Below are 24,623 nucleotides of genomic sequence, written 5' to 3' on the forward strand. Positions count from 1 at the left end.
AGTTGAAGAAGTTTTTTCCTCATCACCTCCTCTTTGAAAGTCGATTCAAATATGAAAAATCAAGCGGAAATGACACCCGCTCTATTTGTCATGCCCTAATCGACTGTGAATAGTAACAGCCGTTAAATGTAATCTCCTGCGAAAAATTAGTCCAGCTGTAAAAACTGTACTTTGCGGTAAATATTAGCGGCAGAATAAAAAACGTGACAAAAACCAGAAGCGCCGGAAGTACCATAATCACATAGGGCGCGCCATTTTTCACCTTGTATGCCTTCTTCATTTTTTCCTCTTCCTTTCAGATTATCTCTTTTATACATTCATTATAAGATGGAGGAATATCCGTTTATATAATAAATTTTTTAGCTAATCATCAAATTTTTTATCAAATCTACATATAATAATAGTGAACTCAATATTACATTCACGGAGAGTTCAAAAAGAGTTCAAAAAAACTTTTAGATATCTTGAATTAAAGCTTATTTGTGCTATAATGCTGTTAGAGGATAGCGGCAGTGATCAGCTATCGTAGGTGTTGAAGCAATTGACTGTGTCGGCATGCAGCTGATTGTGGAACCTGCCCGTGGGTTATGCGGTAACCACAAGCCGAATAGATTCTTAGTAATCGAACGAAAACGCATTAATGGGGCCTTGCTCATGCAAGGTCTCATTTATTATCTGAGCACTCTATCTTTCTTTGAATGGGGGGACAATATCTGACATCTTCAACAAATGATATTTTTTATCAGGCTGCTTCTGTTTGGAACGAACTAACAGATTATAAGTACAATAAAACTGGAGCAAATCCAGAAAGCTGCTCAATACAATGAAATGGTAGTTCCCAGGCTGGAAGCGTTAGTCCGAATTAAGGATACTCTTGACAATGAATTTATGCTTTTTTCATATATGCCACGTATGTACCCTTTTTATACACAAATAAAAGCGGATTACCTCATTTCCTCTCGCTCAGATATAAAAAGTTTTGTATTCATAATCCAATCAAATGCAGATGGCTCTGCTAAATGTGATTTTTCATGTTGTTCAACCTTTAAACAAGGGGCCCGAGATTATGAATCAAATCAACGACCTCGCTCCTTATTAAAAAAAGAACGTATACATATTAGTTCCTGCTCATCTACTATTCTTTTAGACAAACTAACACCTCAAGTCGAATTCAAAGATAATAAGATTTCCTAATCCCACTATTTAACTAATACTTTAATTTCTACCCGTTTCCGTTCTCGAGCTGTTTTTTCAGACTGCTTGTACTCATAGATTCAACCTATGGTAATTGTTTTTGATTTTATTTTTCAACTGTTGCGCTCAAGCCATTAACAACAAGAGTTTTCACAAGGAAAGTCTTTTCTTATAAATCGTAAAAACAGGCTGTACAAGATCCCGTACAGCCTGCCGCTTTTATTTCTTACTATATTTACTATCCTTATTCATATCGAACCGAATCCGCCTTAGCATCCATTGCCTTTACATAGTCATCCGGTGTTAAGTCTCCCGATACCATCCCCTGGATCTGTGCAATGGATTCATTAATCATTGTCTGAGAAGGCATATTGACAGACCAGCGGTCCCAATTGACAGCAATATTGCCTGCCTCGACGCACTCTGCGATCTCTGCATATTCATCCGGAAGTTCAGTCTCCACACCCTTTCTGTAACTCGGTGATCCCGGGTTCGCATCAATAAACGCCTGCTGCACCTCCACAGAAGCAAATGCCTCCAATGTCTTTTCAGCGCCCTCTTTGTTTGCCGCATTTACATTGATCCCAAGGCTTGCAGCCGGACCGCCGCCGGTAAATACATTTTCGCCGCTTTCGCTCAGCTGCGGCATCAGGCCAAAGTTCACGCCCGCTTCCTTGATCTCCGTATACTGCCAAGGCCCCCCATTGAAGAACGCAACATCCCCCGCTTTAAATGTATTCAGTGCATCCTGATTGGAAATCCCAAGCATTTCCGGTGTGATAATTTTTTTCTCAATTAATGTATACCATTTTTTAACACAGTCATTGATATTTCCATCCAGCGTAGCCTCGCCTGCGGCAAATTTTGCATCGAAATCGATACCGTCAGGATTGTCGGTATTATTGTGATAAAATGAATTTTCCAGATAACCCATCAGGGACGCCTGCGCCGTATCCGCGTCTGCGAGCCCGAATCCCATAGCCTGATGCCCTGCCGCCTGGATCTTCTCACATGCTGCCACAAATTCATCAAATGTCTTTGGTACCTCTACATTACATTCTGATAAAATATCTTTGTTATACCACATACCGGCAAACCAGCCGTAGGACGGGATCCCGTATACTTTTCCATCCTTGCTTGCGAGAGAAAGCCCCGCTTCGCTGAATTCTTTTACATAATCCTTGTCCGTAATTTCTTCCACATTCCCCGCCTTAACTCTCGCCGGGAACTCGGCTCCGTCCAGCACGATGTCCGGGCCTTCACCCGATGCCAGCTGGGTACCAAGCACATTGTTATAGTCTGAAAGTGCAACGTAGGTATACTCCAGTGTATATGCGCCGTCAAGCTGTTCATTCACGGCATTGATTACACCCTCCATATCATCCTCGTCGTACCAGCCCATTATGCTGACCGTTTTGTTTTCTGTTTCTTTCTTTTCGCCTTTGGATGTGTCTTCTTCTTTTCCGCCGCAACCCGCCATCATTGCTGTTGCCATAACCGCTGCAAGTAAAATACTAAGTACTTTTTTCTTTTTCATAGCAATCCCCTTTCTTTTTTGATGTCTCCTTTGGTATATATTCATTATAGCTATGGCATTCTTTTGAAAAAATAATAAAATTTTTAACTGGTTATCAACTTTTTAAGATTTTGCATCCAATACGATTGTATCCTTTTTCAGACGTATCTCCGAAGTAGTTCCGAACTTGTCTGCCCGGATCTTCACTCCGCTGGATTCACCGCACAGCAGCTTTATCCGTTTATCTACATTACTGACGCCATATCCAAATTCTTCAGAATTCAGCTCTGAGTCTCCGATTTTCCCGAACAGTTCCTTACCATTATCCCATATATGTATCACTAACCAGACGTCCTCTGAGAAAATATGTATCCTAATCTTACCTTTGTCTTCCCGCAGCGTGTCGATTCCGTGCTCAATTGCATTTTCTACCAGGGGCTGCATAATAAATATAGGGATCCGGGTGTCCAGCAAGGCATCCTCAATCTCATATTCCGCCTGAAAAGAATCATCATGAGCGTATGACTGTAGTTTCATGTAAGACTTTATATTGTCAATCTCTACCCGCAGCCTGTCAATATTCACTCCCCGGTTCAGCGCCGTCCTGTAAAATGTTGCCATCTGCGTCGTAATTTCATAAATCCTGTCCTCCCCCTTTTCAATCGCAATCCAGTTGATGGCGGAGAGATTGTTATACAAAAAGTGCGGATTAATCTTCGACTGCAGGAGGTTGAGTTCGAGATTTTTTTTGTCCAGTTCCGATTTATACACTTCCTCGATCAACATCCTGATTTTTTTCAACATTCGGTTGATACTTTTTGCTAATTCTCCGATCTCATCTCCCGACGACTCATCTATTTCGATCTCAAAATTGCTGTCATTCACCTTTTTTACACCGTCAATAATCCGGTACAAGTGCTTCAATAAGTACTTTGTGCTGCGGTTAACCAGAATCCAGACACATGCAAGCAGAATCATGACAATCATGAGTGATATTAAGATCCGCGGGTGAAAAATGGTTGAAAAATAGGACTGGTCTACGGCATACTGAATCTGCCAGTCGGGCTGCCCCATATCCAGAGACGTTTCATAGCCGGTTTTATGCCCCCCATCCCCACTTATATTGGTATAACGGTAGAATTCATTTTCTTCTCCCAGCAAACGGATTTCCACAGGTACCCCGGAAAATATTTCAAAGCTTTTTGCCAGAATCTCACCTTTGAGGTCAATCCGGATAATTCCTAGTTTCTTTTCCGTTACGGAATCTCTGACACAGCGGGTGATAAAGAATTGTTCCTTTTCTTCTTCATACCACCAGAGGGTCTTGCTCGTATTTTCCGTTTCCCGGTACCATTCCTTCGCCTGCACTTCCGAATCATTTTTAAACAGGTCGTAGGATATGCTGAAATTCTTTTCCGAATAGACAAGTATCTTTTCAAAGTCCTGGGTTGACAGCAAGCTGTTGTAGACCAGAGGCGCAACATTTTTTGAGAGCGTCAGACGTTTCATATATTCATCATCCCCGGTCATAAGAAACTCTTTCAGCATCGTGTTGCTGGATAGATAAAGCAGTGATTTTTCACACTGCTTCATTTGATTCTGGATGTCCTGGTAATTACGCTCAATCATGCTCCTCACCTCCAGCATCTGCTGCTCTTTGATGAAATTGCTGGAAGTAATACAGATCAGGCACTCAAGCAGCAGGATCGGTATAATCAGAATCAGGCTGTAAATCAGGCGGACTTTATTTAAAAAATGCATTTGGTTAAAACGGGCTCTCCAGTCAATTGTCTTCATTTATCTTCTCCCTATACTGAACAGGGCTGCATCCCTCATGGTTCCTGAAGATTGATATGTAGTAGGAAACGCTGATATAACCCACAGCAGCCGCGATATCACCGATTTTCATATTACTTTGTTTCAAAAGCTCTTTTGATTTTCCAACCCGGTATTTGGTAATAAACTTTACCAGATTTTCGCCGGTTTCAACTTTAAAGAGACTGCTGAGGTAAGCCGATGACACATGCATCTCCTCCGCAATGGAGGACACGCTCAGGCTGGAATCGCCGTACCTTTCATAGAGGATATTTTTAGCCATCCGTACGAGCCTGTTTTCTTTTTCATCGTTCTTCTTCTGATTTGCCATGTCATCTAACACTTCATATACCGTCTGGCTGACTTCCTCAAAAGAGCGGGCCTCATATATTCTTTCCAGATACGACATAAGATCAATATCTGATTTTGTATACTCATTGATTTTCTTAACGGCATCGGTAAATGTATATTTCACATATATCGAGCTGAATCCGCTCTGTTTCTCAATGTATGCAAATACTTTTTCCAGCTCCTTTTTCATCCCGCCGTAATCCTGCATTCTGGCACAATTAAAGATACGCTCAAAATACAGAGTCAGCATGTCCTGCTCCTTTTTCACAAAATAGGATTCGTCATGCACAATCAGCATACTGTCCGATACAAAAAACTGATAATCCAACTGATCTTTCATCTCTTCATACTCTTTCTTCAGTTGAATTAAACTTTCCGTCTTACTTCCTATGATGATAAATACATCGGTCTGATATTTTCTTTTCGATTGTTCAATGAGCAGTTCACATTTCTTTTTCAGCTCTTTTGCCCGGAAAGTCTGTGCTTCTCTTTTTACAAGAACAAGAATCTGGTTATCCGCTTTATTTATGACAAGAAGTTCCCCTCCTAGCTGTTTTTCGATCTCGTTTTGATAGGCTTCCCACTCCATGGAGAAGAGGTTGGAATAACAGGAGATCAGCACTGGTACGCAGACATTTTTATCAAACGCAAATTCCGCTTTTAGCTCCTCTACCGTCTCTTTTTTATAAGCTGTCTCCCCTTTTCCGGCTGCTCCATCCCCTTCCAGATAGCCCAGAAGATTCCAGCTAAGCCGGTAAGCGGCGACCTCCTCATAGGCCTGTCTTGTCTGCTCCTTCTCCTTCTCAATCTCATCCTTCTCCCTGCACAGGTCAATAACTTTATGGAACAAGTCTTCAAACGCATCCAGGCGGATCGGCTTCAGCAAGTACTCCAGTACCCCAAGTGAAATGGCATTCTGCGCATACTCAAACTCGCCGTAAGCACTGTAGATAATGCAAATGGGATTCATTCCCCGCTTTTGTATCTCCTTGATAAGCTGTATGCCATCCATAAACGGCATCTTAATATCCGTCAGGAGAATATCATACTCATGCTTTTCGAACTCTTTGAGCGCCTCCTCACCATTTGCTGCCTGGCTGATCTTCAAATTAAAATGATAGCGCTTCAGCAGCCTGCTGATGCCCTCACGCTCCTTCTTTTCATCGTCCACGATCAAGATACTGTACATGCTGCAATCACCTCCGAATTTTTCTTGAGTACTCATCTTTTGCTGAGACCATTATACCATATGAAAGGGGTCTGTCCCCTCTGCAAAAATGGCTGACCCTTTTGCAGAGGGGACAGACCCCTTTTAGTCATATTATATATCAAACTTTCAGTTTATTTCTATTACAACTTTTTTATATACATATCAACATTTTAAGGTGCAACATCTACTGCGCTTCCTGCAAAGGGGTCTGACCCCTTTACAGAAGGGACCGCCCCCTTTTCATTCCGCCGCCTTATACCCCCTTATAGCCAGAACCACTCTGAACTTTCCGTATACAGCCTCTCCAGTGTCTCGGGAACATCGCTGCCGGCCCATCTGTCGGCGTTCTTCAGCCCGCCAATACAGCTTCTCCTGTATGCCATATTCCAATTAATGGATCTGAACTTTTCAAGTTCATCTCTTGGGATCTCGAGGCAGCTGTCCATAAACACCGGATCCATACGGTCTTTTTCATAGATTCCTTCGAAATAAAGTATTCCCCACCTATCCGCTCTTCTTTCCAGCCGGTAATGCATCCTGCACCAGCATTGGGAGTCCATCCATTCTCCCTGGATTTCTGTTCTGAAGTTCAAGAAGCACAGCACTTCCGCTATCGCCTTTTCTCCGTTCAGCCAGACTACGGTATTATTAATCCGATGACCGTGAGACTCCTCGGGTTGATGTGTCTTTGGCAGCTCCTTGGATCTGATTGTGGGATTCCCCAGATAGTCATTGATACTCCCCTCGAACCATGTTGTAAATAGTCTGCCATCCTCATGCCACAAAGCCCTCTGCTGTTCTTTCAGGCCATAATCCGTACAGTACCGGTCGTACTCTACAATCTCACGTATTCGGATTTTTTCCAGCATCTCCTCTCCGGACAGGTTTCCCATTGGCGCCTCATAAAACATTTTCATATAATTTGCCCTCCTTCTGCACCATAATTATAGTCTACCTTCCGATATCCCCTAAAACAATCAGACTATTACAAGAAAATGTAGAAATTTTCAAGTTACCCGCTCCTAAAGAAATACACCCGCGCAAACCCATCCTACATCCATCGGCCCCGTGAATCGTAACAGTAGGGTAGTCTATTTTGTAAAGAATGTTTATGTTTTCTTCCAGAATCATTTTAGATATGCTATATTAAAGACACAAAGAGAACAACCGCCGCACGGGTGGTAACCTCTTAAGTTAAGTAATTGCCTTACGGCAGCCGCCTATCCTGTGGGTCAGACAGGGTAGGCATTTTTATTTCGCTTATGGTTCCTATCTATGCAGGTTAAGGTAGGAACAGCATCTCCCTCTTATAAGATCGGAGGATCCTCATGCTGCCCCTTATCAGTATCCGTTTTTATCCAGCGTGTAAATACCGCCCGGAAGTCTTTTCTAATAGGCGCACATACCAGCGGCCCCGCTTTCATCCCATCCGTATAAGGAAACCGCGCAAGCCGCATGGTCATCCATCTGCTGTCCCCGGTACGCACACGGATCAGTACCGCATCCTCGAACGGAGACACACGGAATGTCACTTGTTTTCCATCCCAGGACGGTACCGGAAAGTTCGAGCAGTCAGAGTAGACATCCGTTACTACAATTGAAATATTCGGCTCGTTGTCAATCACTTCTATTGTCATCTTGATCCAGTGTACGTCGTCATACCATAACATCATCCCTGCCTGGTCATATAATTCTTTAAAATCCTCCAGGAGAAATGTAACTTCCATCGCTTCCGTCCGTTTCAGTTCTGCCAGCAGCGCATGCCCGTCCCTGTGCTGGAATCCATAAAGCGTCTTCTCCCAATAATCGCTTTCGTGCACGGCCGTTACGGTCAACCGTCCGTCTTCTATTTTTACTTCCGCCGGTTCGTTCGTCCATACGCCCGCTTCCCACGGCACATTCTGGTACAATTCATTCATAATCTATGCCCTCCTTTCAGATACGCTTTAGAGCGCATCCATAAGTTCTTTGTAAATTTTATCTTCCAGCCCTCTTACATCCATACGGCCCAAATGGATAGACGGCTTTGTCTTTCCATGAAAATCGCTTCCTGCCGTGATCAGCAGCTGCCGCTTCAAGGCCCATTCCAGGTAGAACTCCACCTGCTCATCCGTATGGTAGCTGCTGAATACTTCCATTCCCCGGACCCCTGCTTTCACGATATCCTCCAGCAGGATCTGATCCTCCCTCGTATTATTGCCGGGATGCGCCAGAATGGGAACTCCCCCCGATGCTGTAATAATCTCTACCGCTCTGTCCAGGGAAATAAATTCTACTGGGGCATAGGCGCATTTTCCCTGTGAGCACCAGTCCCAGTAAAAGTTCACATAGGGGTTGTCACTCCGCTTTCCCCCCGGCAGGTAATCCCGCAGCAATCCGTGATTCTCCTCGTTCTTCAGCGCAGCCTCTGCAATGACTTCTCCTGTCACGACACCGTGATGTGCCAGCTCATAGACCAAATCATGATCCACGATTAATCCCGCTTCCTCCGCCAGCCGCAGCCGTATTTTTGAGCTCTCCTGTTCCTGGGCCAGCAGATTTTGTTCCACCTTTTCATACTCCGGATAATCTGGATCAATGCCGTATCCCAGAATATGCAGCTCCCTGTCCCGTATGCAGCAGTCCAGCTCTACTGCGGGGATCAACTCAAGAGCGTTTTCTTTTGCCCTGGCGGCAGCCCGCCCAAGAGCTTTAGTACTGTTATGGTCCGCAACTGCCACGGTTTTCAGCCCTGCCTCCCGGCACATGTCCATCAGTTTCTCCGGCTCAAATTCTCCATCATCGCTGATGACGGAATGCATATGTAAATCCAGCCAGTTCATTGTACACTCCTCCTTTCTCTTTCCATCTCCTCTTCAGTTATTTCCCTTAACACCTTACATGGATTGCCCACGGCCGCCACACCTGCCGGAATGTCTTTCGTCACCACGCTGCCTGCCCCGATGATGGTATTATCCCCTATGGTCACTCCCGGCAGCACTGTGACATTTCCTCCAATCCACACATTATTACCAATGCTTATCGGCTTTGCGTACTCCAGACCCTGGTTGCGCAGATCCGGGCTGTACGGGTGTCCGGCTGTATAAAATCCGCAGTTGGGCGCGATGAAGACATTGTCTCCAAAAGTGACCCTGGCCGCATCCAGGATGACGCATCCGTGATTTGCGTAAAAATTTTCACCAATTTCTATATTGTATCCATAATCGCACCAGAAGGTCTGTTCAATCAGGAAGGAGCTACCTGTCTTCCCTAGAATCCCCTTCATGATGTCCATCCTTTTTTCCTGCTCCGAAGGCCGGCAGGAATTAAACAGCCAGCACTGATCCTTGCACCTGTTTCTTTCTTCCGCCAGTCCCTGATTATAGTTGGCATCGTAGAGCAGCCCTGCCTGGCACTTTTCCTTTTCGCTTAACTTTGTTTTGCCCATATTTGCTCCCTTCATTTGTAATAGTTCAAACAGTCCGAACCGTATTCATTCTTTATTTTTCTCTGCCTCCGTCTGCCAGATAACCGGAACCCCCTGGGCCCTGGCTTCTTCCTGAAATGCCGCCCCCAGATTCCCATCTGTAAGCACGGCTGTAACCTGATCGATATTGCAGATATGGGAAAGATAGATATGCCCAAATTTGCTGCTGTCCGCCAGCACGTAGGTCTCTTTTGCACTTTTTAACATGGCCTGCTTAATCTCCATCTGGGGGTATCCAATCCCTGTAATCCCCTCCGTGAAGTCAATGCCATTGACTCCAATAAACGCCTTGTCCGCCCTGCACCGTGCGATCTGTTCGACAGCCTCCTGCCCCACAGTCGCAGAAAGATTGCCGGCCGCATCTCCTCCGATAATCTTTAGGGAGACATGTTCCGTCTGCATGAGTTCCAATGCAAGAAGTACGCTGTTTGTTATGATATTCACCTGTTTTTTCTCATTTTTCTTAATTTCCTTAGCCAGATACAGGCATGTGGTTGCATCATCTAAAAATATGGTATCCCGCGTCCTGATGACTTTGTACGCCTGCCTGGCTATGTATATCTTATTATGCAGATTGCTGTACAGCAAGTCTTTTACATTGTCAGTCACAAAATTCTTTCCTATTTTTACAGCGCCCCCGTGGGTTCTTTTCAGCAGGCCTTCCTCCGCCATCTCATTCAGGTCTCTGCGGATCGTCATCTCAGTGCAGCCGAACATGCTGCTCAGTGTACCCACACGAACATAAGCGTTTTGCTCAAGTTCTTTTAAAATTGCTTTTCTGCGATCCTGTGTATGCATCAATACTTATCAGCCCCCCATACAACAATTTCTTTTTCCGTGGATATTGCGTTTTATAATTTAATATGATAATATAAATGTATCATACATTTGATACATTATTATTGTATCACATCCGATAGACATAATCCAGTTGTTTTTACCATTCCATTAACTGGTAAATATGTTTGAATATCGTATATATTTATGATACTATTGAAGAAAATAAAACAGCTGAATCCGCTATATTTACTGCATTTTCCCAATCTAATCCGGGCGGAAATTCATATTTTATAGAAAGGAACTATACAATTGGACATTGACTATTTTAAAGAAACATTTCAGTTTTCGCCTGAGAGCGATTCTCCTCTGTATGAGCAGCTTGCCTCCTATATTAAGATACAAATCCAGGCAGGTGTCCTGAAGCCCGGAGATCAGATGATCACAGAGACAAACCTTTGCAACATATTGAATATCAGTCGGACTACGGTCCGCCAGTGCATGGACAGGCTTGTGGATGAGGGCCTCCTTGTCCGTTACAGAGGACGGGGCTCTTTTATTGCAGATCCCAAGATGAAACGAAATATCAACTATCTATACAATTTTACCGAGAATATGAGGGAACTTGGAGCGGTTCCCGCCTCTGTTGTCATCAAGAGCGAAGTGGTTGAGGCAGATCAGTATATCCGCGACCAGCTCAAACTGCCGCCGACACAGAATAAGGTATTTAAGCTTTACCGGCTGCGCTGTGCGAACAATGAGCCAATCTTATTTGAGAAGGCTTTTATTCCCTATTATCTCTGCGAACGGATTGAATTCTTTGATTTTTCAACCGTATCCCTGTACAAGGTGCTGAGTGAGCGCTACGCACTGAATCTCTACCGTGCAACGGAGACAATTGAAGCAATCATTATCAATAAGGATGAGGCTGATCTGCTGAAATGTGCAGCAAAAGTGCCCGGCTATAAGATTCAGCGTATCTCTTATCTGGATTCAGGATTTGTATTCGAGTTCACCACTTCTATCACCCGGGCCGATAAGTGCGTATTTCAACTGGAACTGTACCGCAACACATCCGCCAGCAAAAGCCCGATTGACATCCGCCGACAGGTAACGCTGTCATAATATTTTTTCGTCTGCACCGTTCTGTCCGTTACACATACCGCTCTGCGGCAGCGGCCAGGATGATACATATTCCCCCTATATCTGGATTAGTTCAGATATAGGGGGGGATGTTTTTTCTTATTGGTCAGCCATTTCTTCCATATTGGTGGAAAGGCCGAAGCTGTGTATGGTATTCCTGATTTTTTCTACATAGTCTTCCTCATGGGGCTTTACATCCTGCATGGAGTAATCCAGCCCGCAGGAAATGTATTTTCCGCTTCCATACTGATGGAATGGAAGGATGTCGTAATGGCGGATTCCATTTTTCTGAATAATCTCGATGATGTCCAAAATATCCTGTTCCCGATCGTTTACTCCCGGTATCATCGGAGTCCTGATGAAAATGCCTTTTGTTTGTCCCGCAAGACACTCCAGATTCCTTAGAATTTGTTGATTGTCTGCACCTGTCCAGGTTTTGTGGACCTGGCTGTCTGCAGATTTAATGTCGTATAGAAATAAATCCGTGTAAGGCAGCACTTTTTCCAGGTTTTCTTTTGGCACGCATCCGGTCGTCTCCACGGCCGTATGAATCCCGCGGCTACGGCATAGTTTTAACAGGGATTCTGCAAAGTCCGCCTGCAGCAGCGGTTCACCCCCTGACAGGGTGATCCCGCCCTTACTTCTTTTATAAAATGACTCGTCTTTTAAGACCTCTTCGAACACCTCTTTTGGCGTCATCCATTTTCCCTTTACGGTAAGAGCCTTTGTAGGGCACTTTGCCACCCAGTCCAGATGTTCGTTTCCGCACCTGTCCCAATGAATCTGCAGACCATTTTCCGCCGTAATTTGCCCGTCCGGACAGTGATTTACGCAATTCAGGCAGCCAATACATCTGGAGGATGCATAGAATAACTGCGGATGCACCTGCCAGGATTCCGGATTGGAGCACCACCTGCAGCGCAGCGGGCAGCCCTTTAAAAAGACCACTGTGCGGATCCCCGGGCCATCGTGGATACTGTATCTTTGAATATCAAATATATTTCCCTGCATTCTTTTCCTCCCTCTATACACATTGCATGGTTCTGCTGATGATTTCATCCTGTATGTCTTTGTCCAGTTCCACGAAAAATGCACTGTATCCTGCTACGCGTACAACGAGGTTTCTGTGGCGGTCGGGATTCTGCTGTGCATCTTTGAGCTTATCCGGGGTCAGGATGTTGAACTGAATATGCATGCCTCCCATGGCGAAATACGTCCGGATCAGGTCGATGAGTTTTTGCCTTTCTTCTTTTGTCCTGAGAATCGTAGGCATGAATTTCATGTTAAAGTTCACACCGTTGATCGCGCTCCCGTGATCTACTCTGGCTACAGACTTAACCGCAGCGGTCGGACCGCAGATATCCATGCCGTGTTTCGGAGAAATGCCGCCGTCCCCCAGCGGAGTCCCCGCCTCTCTGCCGCTTGGAAGTGCGCAGACCTGGCGGCCCAACGGTGTGTTTGAGGAGAGGCAGAACAGACCGGGACGGTAGATCGCACCGTAGGGAGACCGATGGCCTTTGACGCTCTTGCAGTACTGTTTTCCCACATATGCTGTCATCTCGTCTGCTTCGGGGATGTCGTTTCCATATTTCGGTATCTGGTTGATGAGACGGTATTTCAGGATTTCCTGCCCCTCAAAATTATGCCTTAATGCATCAAGAAGCTGGGACGGGGCCATTTCCTTTTTGTCAAATATCAGCGTTTTTATAGCCATGAGAGAATCTCCCACATCCGCAATTCCGACACCCTGCACGCCTGCATAGTCGTATTTTGCCCCGCCCTGCGTACAGTCTCTGCCTTTTTCCAGGCAGCCTTCCAGCAGCATGGAGCAGTATATATGCTGCCCGTACCGTGCGTGCAGCAGTTCGATGGAGTTAAGCGAGCTGATCATCATGTCAACAAAATAATTTACTTGTATCTCATATGCTTTCTTAAGCTCATCAAAAGTCTCAAACTCTTCAAATTTTCCGGTTGCCGGCCCCATCTGTTCTCCCGACATCTGGCATACCCCGTTAAATAACGCAAGCTCCAGACATTTGGCAAGGTTGAAGTAACATGCATTGGTCCTGCCCATGGTATTGCCCTGTCCTGTCGGTTCCACACACCCTACGATTGCGTAGTTTCTGGCATCCTCCAGGGATACGCCGTCCTTCATCAGGCCGTCTATGATTAAGTCATCGTTAAAAAATGGAAGCTTTCCGCCTTCATTTTCCACTAAGATCTGCAGTACACGGTTTAAAAATTTATCCGGATTCTTCTGTGAAATGCGGATGCTGGTGTTGGGTTCCGAATTGAATACCGTCTGTTCTGCATCCAGGCAGACATAGGTAAAATCGTTGACCGCATTTTCCCCATTCTTATCGACACCGCCCAGCACCACGTTGATCGTAGTGGCGAATCCGCCGTTATTTCTGGCACTCATGTAGGTTCCCGCTTTAATGACATCGCTGCTCTTTACCCACAATGCCTCCAGAAGCTCCCGCGCTTCTTCTTTGACCATGATGCCATTTTCCAGGTCATTTTTATAGTAAGGGTAGAACATCTGATCCACCCGGCCTCCTGATATAGCGGATCCATTCTGGCCGCAGTAATCAATCAGAAGCGTAAACCAATATGACTGGAGCGCCTCATAATATGTCCGCGCCGGCTCATAAGGAACATGCCTGCAATTGGAGGCGATGAGAAGCAGCTCCTGTTTTCTGCGCTTATTACCTTCCTCTGCTGCCATCTGTTCTGCCAGGTCCGCATAACGGTTCTGAAAGATTCTTATCCCTTCGCATACAATCAGGACTGCTTTATAGAAATGAGTCTTATCTGTAAACTCAGGATCCAGAATGTCCAGACTTTCCAAGTAATCTTTTGCTTCTTCCTCTACTTTTCGGAACCCATGGCTGATGATTTTCTGAATATCCGGCAGGTAATGACCATATCCGCTGCGCGCGCGGCTCAGTGGATTGAATACACGGTAGGGGGAGTCGAGCACCTTCATGATCCGCTCGTCGATGTAGTGCCTGGATAGGTCTCCTATGGACTTATTCTCCCAGTACGGGTATATTTCCGTCAAAAGAGCCGCCTTATCCGCCTCCGTAATCTGCAGTGTGTCTACCTTTCTGGTGGGCATCCTGTCCAGTTCCTCCTTGCTGAATCCTCCGAATTCCGGAAAGAGAGGGGCACAACGGGGTTTGGAACCATGATTTCCTACGATCAGCTCTTCGTCCTCTATAAAGATTGTCATATTCTCAAGAAGGTCTTTCAGGCCTATAGCCCTGCGGATAATGTAAGGCATTCCTTCTGTACTGCGGTAGCTCTGCGTAATAAGGCGGGCCCGCTCGATACAGATCTCCGGTTTTACATTTCTCATGGCTTGATTTAGTTTCTCTGTTCTGTTTTCCCTGGTGAGGCCTGAAGGGAGAAGTTTCTTATTTATGCTCATAACTTTGCTCCTTTCTGTTATGGATTATGAAATAAGTTGCTGCCTTTACAAGATTATCTTAGCATAGAGGGTACGCAAATCAATTGGGCGCGGAGGGGTTTTTGGGGGAATTTATTCGGAAACGAACATTTTAGAAAGATAATTTTCGAAAGAGATATGATAAAAGGGATCAGACCCTTCTGCAAAGGGAGCAGCCCCCTCTGCAGAAGGGTCTGACCCCTTTGCACTTATTTACCTGTTATCAACATGTACTGCCCAGTTCTGCTCCCCATCATCCCGAATCTGTATACTGGGGAAGCTCTGAATATACTGTTTAAACTGAGAATATCCATAATCTCTGACTTTGAAATCGCCGAACCGGTTTCTGATTCTGTTCCCCAGCGTGCCTAAGGATACGCCCTGGGCCCCGGCGTTTTGAACAAGCATGATGATATACTCTTGCAGCATCTCCTGCCTGCTTTTATCTTCATATAGCGTGACGGTAACCTGGGTGCCATCCTGTTTCAGCTTTAGTTTTGGAAATGTCTCCAGAAACTTTGACAGCAGGCTGTACCCGTAGCGCCGGACGTCAAAATCAGGATACAGTTTGACCAGACGGCTGCCAACCTCACCAAGGCCGGTCTCCTTATCATTGTTCTGATTTTCAGTTATGATCTTGACGACCGCCTCTTCTATCTGATTCTTGGATACCACATCCGTGCTGCTCTTCTTGCAGTCTTTCCCGGTGGCATGTACTGTATTCTTCTCTTCCTTTTCTATGGTGTTATCTTCCAGCAGCAATTCCAACACGGTAAAGATATCACAGGCTTTTCTAAAAGGCGCCGGCGTTTTATCTTCTCCCATTCCTATGACAGTCTTGCCGCTTTCTCTGAGGCGGCTGGCCAGTTTTGTAAAGTCACTGTCACTGGATACCAGGCAGAACCCTTCCAGCTCGCTTGTATACAGCATATCCATCGCATCTATAATCATCGCGGAATCGGTTGCATTTTTCCCGTGCGTATAACTGAACTGCTGGATCGGAGTAATGGAATTCTGCAGCAGTTCCTCTTTCCAGCTTGAATTATACGTGCTGGTCCAGTCTCCGTAGATTCTTTTATAAGTTACGTTTCCATACTTGGACAATTCATCCAGTATCGGCTTTATATATTTTGCGGAAACATTATCCGCGTCAATCAGCAATGCATATTTGTCTTCCATATCCGGTATACCTCTCCATTCATATCTTTCCATTGAAATAATTTATTTTCATATATCATATAACTATGCACTGAATCCTTCTTTGGAATAGAAACAGAGCCCGGATTCATATAAATATATGTTTCATGTTCCTCACAGGCAGGAACGTGGGTATGTCCATTCAGCAGAATATCGCCTGCTTTAAGCGCCGGCAGATGTTCTGGATTGAAGTTGTGCCCATGCGTGGCGAGAATGGACTGGCCATCCAGTTCCAGCAGGCAGTATTCCGCCATAACCGGAAACTCCAGCACCATCTGGTCTACCTCTGTATCACAGTTTCCCCTGACACAGAGCAGGTGTTCCTTCATAGGGTTCAGCAATGCAATCACCTGCTTGGGAGCGTACTCCTTCGGCAGGTCATTGCGCGGCCCGTGATACAGGATGTCTCCCAAAAGAAGCAGCCTGTCCGCCCTTTCTCTTTCGTAAGCCTCCAGCATCTGCCTGCAGTAAAAGGCAGATCCGTGAATATCCGATGCAATCATCAATCTCATCTCTGCAGCTCCTTTCCTTGCAAAGGGGTCTGACCCCTTTGCGCCCTTTATGCATTCCCGCTTGGTATGAAAGGCCGGATGGATGCCGCCACGCTGGATATCGGCATCGTCTGCAGCCAGATCTTGCCCGGGCCGGTCAGTACGGTGTTAAACAGCCCTTCACCGCCCAGCAGCTTATTCTTGATCCCCGGAACCTGCTGTATATCAATCTGCACGCCGACTTCAAATCCGGCTACATTACCGGTATCCACAACGATCTGCTGTCCGGGCCCCAGCTGATATTCGACCAGTTCCCCGTCAATCTCTACAAACGCCATGCCTGAACCTGAAAGCCGCTGCATGATAAAACCTTCCCCGCCGAAAAATCCTGCCCCCATTTTTTTGTTAAAATGTATGGACAGCTGAATTCCTGCCTCCGACGCAAGAAATGCACTTTTCTGTACAATCATCTCTCTGCCCGGCCTGATCTCAAACGGAAGTATCCGCCCCGGAAAACTGGAACCAAACGCAATCATCCCTGCCCCCTGTGCAGTATATATATTTTGGAACATACTTTCGCCGGAAAATGCTTTTGAGAACATTTTCCCCAGGCCTCCGCCTGCAGTATCCATTTGCATATTTGGACTCATCCATACCATGGAGCCTTTTTCAGTAATCATCTGCTCCCCATTTTCAAGTTCACATACAACCACGGGAAATGCCCCGCCTTTTATTTCATATTTCATACTTACCTCCTTTTTATTTTGAGTACTCTCGGAAGCTCTTGTGCACAGCGCACGGTCTGAGCATTCCTCATTTTCGCCTGCGTTTTTCCGCGCAGGCCTCACATCAGAAAGCATTCCTGCTCGACAGCCACCCTCTTCTCCATGATAGCATCTATCAGGTCCTGCAGTTCCGGTATTTTAGTGTTTTTCAGCTTCTGCAGCGTCTTTGCGGCAATCGGTTCTCCCCATGCCAGATAACGTTCATATGTCTCCACGTCCATCATAAGCGGCCGCACATCCGGGAAAATATTTTTCTTAATATATTCAAAAATCTTAACTCCGCCGTAATCCAAATCCCCGCTGTGATAAAACTGTACGCCTTTTCCCTCCAGCACGGCCCAAAGCCGCTGCAAAAATCTTTTTTCCCGCGGCGAAAAATAACCGTGGCTGAAGATGTATAAGGTTCCTTCCTGATATGGAGCCGATACGAAATTCGCCTTGTTTTCAATGGTCACTACGCGTTTTATCTCCGGCTGCTCACTCAGGATCACGGCATTTTTCAATGTCTCGCTGTTCAAAACCGTCCCGTAGATATAATCTCCCAGGTTAATATCAGAACATTTTGAGCCCTGCACAATCCCAATACACAGAGCCCCCTTTAGAGACATTTCCTGGGAATACTCCTCTATATAGAGCTGGGAGAGTACTTCCTTATCGTCCATCTCTTCCACCACATCCCCGCAATACTCCCGGGCCTTTGCTATGATATGGGGTTCCGCATTATTTTCAAAAGTCTTCGAATTCATAAGATATTTACTGCTGAAAATCCGTTTGAACACAGGCTCCTTCAGTTCATCGATTCCCCGGAAACAGGGCAGGTATACTTCCCGTTTGTCCAGCATCTTCGGAATATTTCCCCGCCCCAGCTGCTCCAGAAGATCCCGGTAGTACCGGCAGATCCACTCCGTCTTAAGCCCTTCCAGTTCCCGCTCTAACAGTTCGCAGTACGTCCGGATCTGCTTCCATTTCGGCTGCCGCCCGGGCTGTGCTTCCATCAGAACCGCATAAAACCTGTCCAGATCCTCCAGCCGGTAGTGAATCCGCTCGATATCACTCCCCCGGGTCAGCCACTTGATCCGGACCATCCCCGCCCGCTCCAGCTCCTCCGCCTCCGACACCAGAGCCGTCTTCCCGCATGCATCATACTCCTGCTGGTCAATCCGCAAAGACTTCCCGCCCGTGGCCCCCAGCCGCCAGTCATTACGACTGTTCTCACATTTCTCAATAATTCTTTCTACAAGATACACAATATCACGCCTCCCTAAGGGAAAAACACATCTTCGTTATCCTATTGGCTGAACATTCTGAAAACGGTCCGCAAAGGGGTCTGACCCCTATTCTTCCTCCACCAGTTCCCCAAATTCTGTCCGCTCGAATTCCTGTATAGATATATGCTTTTTATTCGGATTCGCATATACAAATGTCTTATCCACATTCTCCAGGTAGTTCTGTATCTTATCATTCGTAGCACTGATGATAGCCTGGAAGCCTAATCCACGAATAAGCGAAATGCAGCTTGCCACTTTCTCCGCATCCATCTTTGAAAATGCCTCATCCAGCACCACCAGCCGAATCGTAGGATTCCGATGTATCTTGGGCGACAGGTTAATCCGGTATACCTGGGCGAAACTGGCGAGCAGTGCCACATACAAGGGGTTCTGCCCCTCGCCTCCTGAGTTTTTCTTGATCATCTTACTGAGGCCGATGGTCATGTCTTTTTCGCCCTGCACGATCTGCTGCATGTCAAAGGACAGATAGGTACGGTAATCGGCATACTTGTCCATGTTCTTCTTGGCCTCTTCCAGTTCCTCCCTTGTGGCATTCTCGGGCGGAATGAAGATGTTGATCAGCTCGTTCATCATATCCCCGTACTGATCCTCGTGCTCCATGGTGAACATATTCAGCTGGTTCTCCATGGCATGGGTAAGCTGGGACGGATTGATCTTCAGTGAATCATCCATGAACATCCTGTAGTATTTTCCGTCCGGTCCCTTGTTCTTTGTAATCACAAACTGGTATTTATCCTTTCCGAAATCCAGCCTGCTGATTATACGGTTCAGCTCATCCTTGCGCTGGTAGGCTTCCCGGATTGCACTGCGGATCTTGAAAATGAAGTCGTCCTTGAAATGTTCTACCGCCGACCGCGCCTGCTCCCTGGCCGCTTCTTTGTAGCCTTCCAGATCGTCGCATTCCAGGCTCTCCAGCAGCCTGTCATAAGGGCCGTTGTCCTTAATACTGGCTGAGAATGTCCGGTTCGGGTATCTCTGCGTGTAGCTGCTCCGGATATCCACCAGCTCCTGGTAAGCCCGTTCCTTCTTCTCCTCCAGCGGCGTCCGGTCCCCCAGCCGCTGCCTTCTGAGATAGTCGTAGTTCACGGAACGCCTGCCCTCCATAAACTGAGCAAACAGCGCCTCTAACTCCGCATCCTCTTTGAAGTACCGCTCCCGATCCGCAAGCTGGGCATGCATCTCCATGCTGTCGGACTTACATTTACTGATAAACTCCTTATTCTTCCAGATCTCCTCCTGGGCCGTCCGGATCTGCATCTTCTTTTCTTCCTGCCGCCGCATCAGCTCAAGCTTCTCGGCCTCCCACGCAGACACAGATTCTTCCCGGAGCGTACGCATCTTCTCCGTCAGCTGCTTCTTTTGCCGCTCCTTCCCCGGAATCTTCCCCACATCGTCCAGCCATTCCATGTATTCGGAAACCGGCTGCAGCAGGCCCTCGAACTGCCCAATCTTACGGAATTGCTCCAGCATCTCCTGCAGGGGCATCCGCTCCTCCTGCAGCGTCCGGCACTTCTCTTCCAGCTGGCGGATGCGCTGCCGCATACTCGTTTCACCAATGTAAGCCCTTCTGGTGTAGTTCTCCGGATTCATGTGCTGCAGACGGTAGCTGTGGTACAAGACACAGTCCGGCGTCACGCCCACGCGGCACCTGCGCAGCTCCTCCACACTCTCACATTTCATCACATTCCCGAGGAAAAAATCAATATATGCCTTCACATGCGCCTCCCGCGCAGTCACTTCCCCTGCCAGCGCTCCGGGCCGTACCGAATGTTCCTCCTCCAGAACCTTCTCCGTATCCAGCACCGCGGCGCGGAAGAACTTTTTCTTATCCATCTGCTGGTAAATGTCCATAGCAGCCTTTGCATACTGCGGCTCCACCACCAGAAGCAGCTTATTATTCCCCAGATATCCTTCCACGGCATTGTGCCACCGCTCATCCCGGATATCCAGCAGATCCGCCAGAATCTGTACATTCACAAACTTCCCGCAGCGCTCGTGCAGCCGGTTGCGCAGCTCATATCTGGCCTCCTCAAGCTCCTTCGGGTATGCCTTGCGCCCCTGCCTGAGTTCTTTTAGCTCCTCCCGGGCCTCATGCTCTTCCTTTTTAATCTTCCTAAGCCGGGAATCGGTCTCACGCCGCTCCTCCTCCAGCTCCTCCCGAAGCGCGGCCAGGCTCTCCTTCAGCCGTTCCAGCTCCCCTTCGGTAATACTCCCCTTTCCAAATTTCTCGATATCCCATAAAACCTGGTTGGGCGCCGCGTCACAGCCGGTCCAGTCCTTCAGCCGCCCCGCGGTCTGCTCCCACTTTACCTTACTGCTGCTCAGGCGCTCCAGCGCCTCATTCACGCTCAGCAGCTCCGTTTCCAGCCCGGAATAGCCGCTGTTGCTGATCCGTAGCAGCACGTCCTCATATTCCTTCTGAATCCGGGCAGCATCTTCCTCCCGCCGCCGCTGCATCGTCTCCTGCCGGCTGATCTCCTCCTCGCGGCCCCCGATTTTGTCCGACAACTCCTGAATCTTCGCCCGCAGTAAAAGCATCTCCAGCTTATCGATCTGATACGTACAGGACTCGGCTTCCCTGCGGCGCTCCCTGTACTGTCCATAACTTTCCCGGATCTCATTCAGCCGCCGGATCTCCTCCAGCGTCTCTTCGATCTTATTGCGCATCCTCCCGTACTGCATAACACTCTCCTGCAGATCCTCGATGTGGATATCCTGCTCCATGCAGATATATTCCTTCACAAAATCTTCCAGCTTAATGTTCATGCGAAACGGTATCGCCCGTTTAAAAAGCCTGGGGAACTTCTCCATATCCAGCCCGCCTAAGTAGATATCATAGAGCTGTCTGCGGAAACGCTCGTTGCTGGGGCCGCAGTAATGCTGCTCCGGCGGAAATACCCGCTGCAGATACTCCCGTATTTCCCCTGTTGTCAGGCAGCGCTTATCCGCCCGGTAACCATTCTCCAGAAGTCCGCCCGTGTGCCAGAAAAACAGCCTGCCGATCTCATTGGTCGCAGTCTCCACATCAAAAACAACACCCACACATTGCTTTTCATGGGTATTGGTCTGCTCCAATTCTAACACAATGGTACTGGAAAAATTATGGTTCCTCAGATACTGAGATTCATTATTTTCACTGATATTCACCATACCACGGAGGTACTCAATCAACGTCCGGTCCGAATCATCCGCTGCAGCCTTATTAAAAAATCCCCTCCCGTCCGTATTGGCATACAGCACAATCTGCAGGGCGTCGATCACAGTAGACTTCCCGCTGCCGGAATGGCCGGTGAAAAAATTAATCCCCTCATTCAGCATCAGTATCTTCCTGTCTATATAATGCCAGTTATTCAGGCAAATCTTTGATAGTGCCTTGAATGGCTGTTTCGTCTCCACTGTTGTCCTCCTCGTGAAATGTTTTCAGCAGTTCCCGGATATCCTCTCCCATCAGCACCGCATTGATACACGGATAGATGATCAGCCTGGTGTGTTCGTTCAGTTCCTCCAGCATATCCAGCGGCTCAATAATCTGATATTTCTTCAGAAGGGAGATCGTCCTTCGCATCTCCGTAGGCGACGGAATCCCCTTAAGAACACGGAAATCCCCGGCCTTTCCGTTGAGCGCCCCCATAGTCGTCACGATATGGCTGCTGGAAGAAACCTCTGCCATCTGCTCATCATAAAGAAGCTTCAGCACCAGTAAATATATCGTGGCAAGCCTGGGCATCTTCTCTCCCCAGAGCGCTTCTCCCTGGATATAGATCAGCCCCATATGGGCATTCTCCTGAAGCGTAATCCCCGCCACCTGAAAATATGCTCTCAAAAATTCCAAATGCTTACTGCATGTCCGGTACTCCTTCACATAGGCCAGCCTTCCCGCACGCCTGTCATACTTCCGCTCCAGAAGAAACGTCTGCCTGTACAGAAGCTGAATCACATCCGTCAGCGCCTCCTGCTCCTCCTGCATCAGCTGTTCATAATACTCTATCATAGAAACACTGCTCCTCACTTTTTTGATGCCATTCATCCTGCAAAGGGGTCTGACCCCTTTGAGGCTCCTTTGAGATTCTATTAAGCTGCCCGTCTCACCGCCGCCGTACGAACCTCAGCCCCGGATAGCGGTACCCATGATTCTCCACCATCGCTGTATCTTCCTCCAGCACCATATACCGGCTGTTCTTCCTGGTACTCATATCATAAGCCAGTATCAGCTTTTCAAAATCCCCTTCCTCCGTAATCTCCAGCTTTGACACATCCAGCACCTCGTCCTTCATATGCGCCTCGATAAACTCCTCAATCTGCCTTCGATTGTATCTGGCCTGTATCCGGTTAAGCCTCAGCACATCACTTCTCTCCAGATCCTCGGCAGCCTCCTCCGGCGCCATCTGGCTGATAAAGTCCTGCCGCCCCTTCCGGCGCTTGTACAGCGACTTTTCGGAAATCATTTCCAGCAGGGACAGGTTCATCCGGCTTCCCGTACTCCGCAGAACCTCCTCATAATCGTCTCCCTGCGCCATGCGGTTCAGCAGCCGGATCACCAGTCCCTTCGTGTCCGTCTCCCCACTGAGCAGATAATTCAGCCTCGTCACCGTGGCCCGTACATACTTCGTGTGCTCCTTATCCATATTGGCAATCCTGTGCTCAATATCATCGAATCCCCGCTCAATCATATCAAGCAGGTCCAACACATCTTCCTTCGTATCTCCCTGCGCCCTGGAACGCTCCCGGATCTTCTCAATCCACTCCTCGTCCTCCCGCATATCCCGCAGAACCTTTTTAATATCCATCTTATAAATGTAAAAGTTGTCCGAAGTCTTTAGAATATGGTACTTCTTCTGCACAATCTCTTCGACATACCCCTCCAGATGCTCCTTCAACAGTTCCCCGTAAGTCTTCTGGTCCAAAAGCCTCGCAAAAAAACGGTCCATATTATGAAGCATGTCCTGCAGCGCCTTATTGAGCTTTCTCGTATTGATCAGCGCCGTCCGGAGCATATTCAGATTCACGCGGGGATCATGTTGAAATGAAAACAGCGTGGCATACACATTCTGGATATAAACTTCCGTCTCCTCCATGTCTTCCGATGTCAGCCGCTCAAAAGCATCGATAAAAACAGCGGAATAATCCGGTATCACAATATTCACAGCCAGCGTATTATAATCCTCAATCTTCTTCAGCCAGCCGGTCCTAAGCAGCCAGTTCAAGATACGGGAAGAAGGCGTCTCCAACATATCAAACTCCGTCTCATCCTCCTCGCGCTGCAGCTCAAACCGCTTCCTCGCGTTCATATCACCCAGAACCTGGATGCAGGCTTCCCGCGTCAAAAAGTAATTATTGTACTGGTATTCTTCATTAATATATAATAACGCCTCAATATAAGCATCCCGGTTCACCGAGCGGAATAAACTCCAAAAGGTGTCCGGGACTTCAAAACGCATCTGCATAATGTAATTGTTCCCCTTTGGTTCAGTAAGGTATTGTTGGTTTCCAAATACAGCATCAATCGTACAAACTCATATGGTGCAGGACAGCCCGCACCACACCCTTATTACATTTTATCATACGGCCAAAATACTGTAAACTGAAAGTTCGATTGCGGGCTTTTGTCTTGTTATCGAATCGGACGCCTGTGGGAAGGAGGGGACGTGGCACGGCGCAGGAGGCATATGTGGGTTTACAAGGCTTTCCATTTGTTAACTGCCACTAAAGAGGAAACAGCCGGATTTTATGGATCCGAAGGGATTCACCCCGTTTTCTGATGAAAACGCGGCTCAGCCCTTCTTGAAATTTGTTTGGTAAAACAAATTTCATCCATAAAATCCGGTTGTTTCCCCTTAAGTGGCAGTAACACGCATTCTATGCCCTGTAAACCCACATATGCCTCCTGCGCCGTGCCACGTCCCCTCCTTCCCACAGGCTGGTTCATCTGATCGGCAGG

20 protein-coding genes are annotated in these 24,623 nt (G+C 47.2%); 2 read left to right on the plus strand and 18 right to left on the minus strand.

Going from position 1 to position 24,623, the window contains the following annotated elements; all coding sequences use genetic code 11:
* Positions 1-88: 88 nt before the first annotated feature.
* Positions 89-280 (minus strand): sugar ABC transporter permease, encoded by a 192-nt coding sequence (locus ARB69_RS02935; RefSeq protein ID WP_055150913.1) that lies wholly within the window; start codon positions 278-280, stop codon positions 89-91.
* A 512-nt stretch (positions 281-792) separates the two neighbouring features.
* On the opposite strand from ARB69_RS02935, the gene ARB69_RS28205 reads away from it, so the two are divergent.
* Positions 793-1,194: a PBECR4 domain-containing protein gene (locus ARB69_RS28205; protein ID WP_278312356.1), complete on the plus strand. Its 402-nt coding sequence runs from the start codon at positions 793-795 to the stop codon at positions 1,192-1,194.
* 244 nt (positions 1,195-1,438) lie between these two features.
* Here ARB69_RS28205 and ARB69_RS02940 read toward each other — a convergent pair whose 3' ends face one another.
* From ARB69_RS02940 to ARB69_RS02975, 8 genes are all read right to left on the minus strand, one after another.
* Positions 1,439-2,731 carry an ABC transporter substrate-binding protein gene (locus tag ARB69_RS02940; protein ID WP_050639356.1) on the minus strand — a complete coding sequence of 431 codons (1,293 nt, stop codon included), beginning with the start codon at positions 2,729-2,731 and terminating at the stop codon, positions 1,439-1,441.
* A gap of 102 nt (positions 2,732-2,833) precedes the next feature.
* Positions 2,834-4,507, minus strand: coding sequence for a sensor histidine kinase (locus ARB69_RS02945; protein WP_050639355.1), 1,674 nt, complete (start codon positions 4,505-4,507; stop codon positions 2,834-2,836).
* Positions 4,494-6,065 carry a response regulator transcription factor gene (locus tag ARB69_RS02950; protein WP_055150916.1) on the minus strand — a complete coding sequence of 524 codons (1,572 nt, stop codon included), beginning with the start codon at positions 6,063-6,065 and terminating at the stop codon, positions 4,494-4,496. The genes ARB69_RS02945 and ARB69_RS02950 overlap by 14 nt, the downstream gene beginning before the upstream one ends.
* A 284-nt stretch (positions 6,066-6,349) precedes the next feature.
* Positions 6,350-7,003, minus strand: coding sequence for a nuclear transport factor 2 family protein (locus ARB69_RS02955; protein ID WP_055150919.1), 654 nt, complete (start codon positions 7,001-7,003; stop codon positions 6,350-6,352).
* 390 nt (positions 7,004-7,393) lie between these two features.
* Positions 7,394-8,005, minus strand: a complete 612-nt coding sequence (locus tag ARB69_RS02960; RefSeq protein WP_050639352.1) for a DUF1349 domain-containing protein — start codon at positions 8,003-8,005, stop codon at positions 7,394-7,396.
* 27 nt (positions 8,006-8,032) lie between these two features.
* On the minus strand, positions 8,033-8,908 hold the full coding sequence (locus ARB69_RS02965; protein WP_055150922.1) for a PHP domain-containing protein: 876 nt from the start codon (positions 8,906-8,908) through the stop codon (positions 8,033-8,035).
* A complete protein-coding gene (locus tag ARB69_RS02970; protein WP_055150925.1) occupies positions 8,905-9,513 on the minus strand; it encodes a sugar O-acetyltransferase in 609 nt (202 codons plus the stop codon). Before ARB69_RS02970 ends, ARB69_RS02965 begins: the two co-directional genes overlap by 4 nt.
* A 45-nt stretch (positions 9,514-9,558) precedes the next feature.
* Positions 9,559-10,350, minus strand: coding sequence for a DeoR/GlpR family DNA-binding transcription regulator (locus ARB69_RS02975; protein ID WP_050639349.1), 792 nt, complete (start codon positions 10,348-10,350; stop codon positions 9,559-9,561).
* Between the two features lie 291 nt (positions 10,351-10,641).
* Between ARB69_RS02975 and ARB69_RS02980 the strand changes: the two genes are divergently transcribed.
* A complete protein-coding gene (locus tag ARB69_RS02980; RefSeq protein ID WP_050639348.1) occupies positions 10,642-11,454 on the plus strand; it encodes a GntR family transcriptional regulator in 813 nt (270 codons plus the stop codon).
* A 117-nt stretch (positions 11,455-11,571) separates the two neighbouring features.
* Here the strand turns inward: ARB69_RS02980 and ARB69_RS02985 are convergent, their stop codons facing one another.
* From ARB69_RS02985 to ARB69_RS03025, 9 genes are all read right to left on the minus strand, one after another.
* Positions 11,572-12,483, minus strand: a complete 912-nt coding sequence (locus ARB69_RS02985) for a glycyl-radical enzyme activating protein (RefSeq protein ID WP_055150928.1) — start codon at positions 12,481-12,483, stop codon at positions 11,572-11,574.
* 13 nt (positions 12,484-12,496) lie between these two features.
* Complete coding sequence (locus tag ARB69_RS02990) at positions 12,497-14,905, minus strand: glycyl radical protein (RefSeq protein WP_055150931.1); 2,409 nt, start codon at positions 14,903-14,905, stop codon at positions 12,497-12,499.
* A gap of 231 nt (positions 14,906-15,136) precedes the next feature.
* Positions 15,137-16,102 carry an NYN domain-containing protein gene (locus ARB69_RS02995; RefSeq protein WP_050639345.1) on the minus strand — a complete coding sequence of 322 codons (966 nt, stop codon included), beginning with the start codon at positions 16,100-16,102 and terminating at the stop codon, positions 15,137-15,139.
* Positions 16,078-16,632 carry a phosphodiesterase gene (yfcE, locus tag ARB69_RS03000; protein ID WP_055150934.1) on the minus strand — a complete coding sequence of 185 codons (555 nt, stop codon included), beginning with the start codon at positions 16,630-16,632 and terminating at the stop codon, positions 16,078-16,080. Before yfcE ends, ARB69_RS02995 begins: the two co-directional genes overlap by 25 nt.
* Positions 16,633-16,679: 47 nt before the next feature.
* A complete protein-coding gene (locus tag ARB69_RS03005; protein WP_055151166.1) occupies positions 16,680-17,357 on the minus strand; it encodes a TIGR00266 family protein in 678 nt (225 codons plus the stop codon).
* Positions 17,358-17,455: 98 nt separating this feature from the next.
* Complete coding sequence (locus ARB69_RS03010) at positions 17,456-18,643, minus strand: Wadjet anti-phage system protein JetD domain-containing protein (RefSeq protein WP_055150937.1); 1,188 nt, start codon at positions 18,641-18,643, stop codon at positions 17,456-17,458.
* Between the two features lie 87 nt (positions 18,644-18,730).
* Positions 18,731-22,081, minus strand: a complete 3,351-nt coding sequence (locus ARB69_RS03015; protein ID WP_055150940.1) for an ATP-binding protein — start codon at positions 22,079-22,081, stop codon at positions 18,731-18,733.
* Complete coding sequence (locus ARB69_RS03020) at positions 22,032-22,676, minus strand: DUF4194 domain-containing protein (RefSeq protein WP_055150943.1); 645 nt, start codon at positions 22,674-22,676, stop codon at positions 22,032-22,034. Before ARB69_RS03020 ends, ARB69_RS03015 begins: the two co-directional genes overlap by 50 nt.
* A 94-nt stretch (positions 22,677-22,770) precedes the next feature.
* Positions 22,771-24,129, minus strand: coding sequence for a Wadjet anti-phage system protein JetA family protein (locus ARB69_RS03025; RefSeq protein ID WP_055150946.1), 1,359 nt, complete (start codon positions 24,127-24,129; stop codon positions 22,771-22,773).
* Between the last annotated feature and the right edge of the window lie 494 nt (positions 24,130-24,623).

Source organism: Faecalicatena contorta, from assembly GCF_001404335.1.
Lineage (GTDB): Bacteria > Bacillota > Clostridia > Lachnospirales > Lachnospiraceae > Faecalicatena > Faecalicatena contortus_B.

Excerpts from the sequence above, each read along its gene's own strand:
- yfcE (WP_055150934.1), bottom strand. The coding sequence starts at position 16,632 with ATGAGATTGATGATTGCATCGGATATTCACGGATCTGCCTTTTACTGC.
- ARB69_RS02985 (WP_055150928.1), bottom strand. The coding sequence starts at position 12,483 with ATGCAGGGAAATATATTTGATATTCAAAGATACAGTATCCACGATGGC.
- ARB69_RS02935 (WP_055150913.1), bottom strand. The coding sequence starts at position 280 with ATGAAGAAGGCATACAAGGTGAAAAATGGCGCGCCCTATGTGATTATG.
- ARB69_RS02970 (WP_055150925.1), bottom strand. The coding sequence starts at position 9,513 with ATGGGCAAAACAAAGTTAAGCGAAAAGGAAAAGTGCCAGGCAGGGCTG.
- ARB69_RS02975 (WP_050639349.1), bottom strand. The coding sequence starts at position 10,350 with ATGCATACACAGGATCGCAGAAAAGCAATTTTAAAAGAACTTGAGCAA.
- ARB69_RS03020 (WP_055150943.1), bottom strand. The coding sequence starts at position 22,676 with ATGATAGAGTATTATGAACAGCTGATGCAGGAGGAGCAGGAGGCGCTG.
- ARB69_RS02990 (WP_055150931.1), bottom strand. The coding sequence starts at position 14,905 with ATGAGCATAAATAAGAAACTTCTCCCTTCAGGCCTCACCAGGGAAAAC.
- ARB69_RS03025 (WP_055150946.1), bottom strand. The coding sequence starts at position 24,129 with ATGCAGATGCGTTTTGAAGTCCCGGACACCTTTTGGAGTTTATTCCGC.
- ARB69_RS02955 (WP_055150919.1), bottom strand. The coding sequence starts at position 7,003 with ATGAAAATGTTTTATGAGGCGCCAATGGGAAACCTGTCCGGAGAGGAG.
- ARB69_RS03005 (WP_055151166.1), bottom strand. The coding sequence starts at position 17,357 with ATGAAATATGAAATAAAAGGCGGGGCATTTCCCGTGGTTGTATGTGAA.
- ARB69_RS02960 (WP_050639352.1), bottom strand. The coding sequence starts at position 8,005 with ATGAATGAATTGTACCAGAATGTGCCGTGGGAAGCGGGCGTATGGACG.
- ARB69_RS02940 (WP_050639356.1), bottom strand. The coding sequence starts at position 2,731 with ATGAAAAAGAAAAAAGTACTTAGTATTTTACTTGCAGCGGTTATGGCA.
- ARB69_RS02950 (WP_055150916.1), bottom strand. The coding sequence starts at position 6,065 with ATGTACAGTATCTTGATCGTGGACGATGAAAAGAAGGAGCGTGAGGGC.
- ARB69_RS02965 (WP_055150922.1), bottom strand. The coding sequence starts at position 8,908 with ATGAACTGGCTGGATTTACATATGCATTCCGTCATCAGCGATGATGGA.
- ARB69_RS02945 (WP_050639355.1), bottom strand. The coding sequence starts at position 4,507 with ATGAAGACAATTGACTGGAGAGCCCGTTTTAACCAAATGCATTTTTTA.
- ARB69_RS02995 (WP_050639345.1), bottom strand. The coding sequence starts at position 16,102 with ATGGAAGACAAATATGCATTGCTGATTGACGCGGATAATGTTTCCGCA.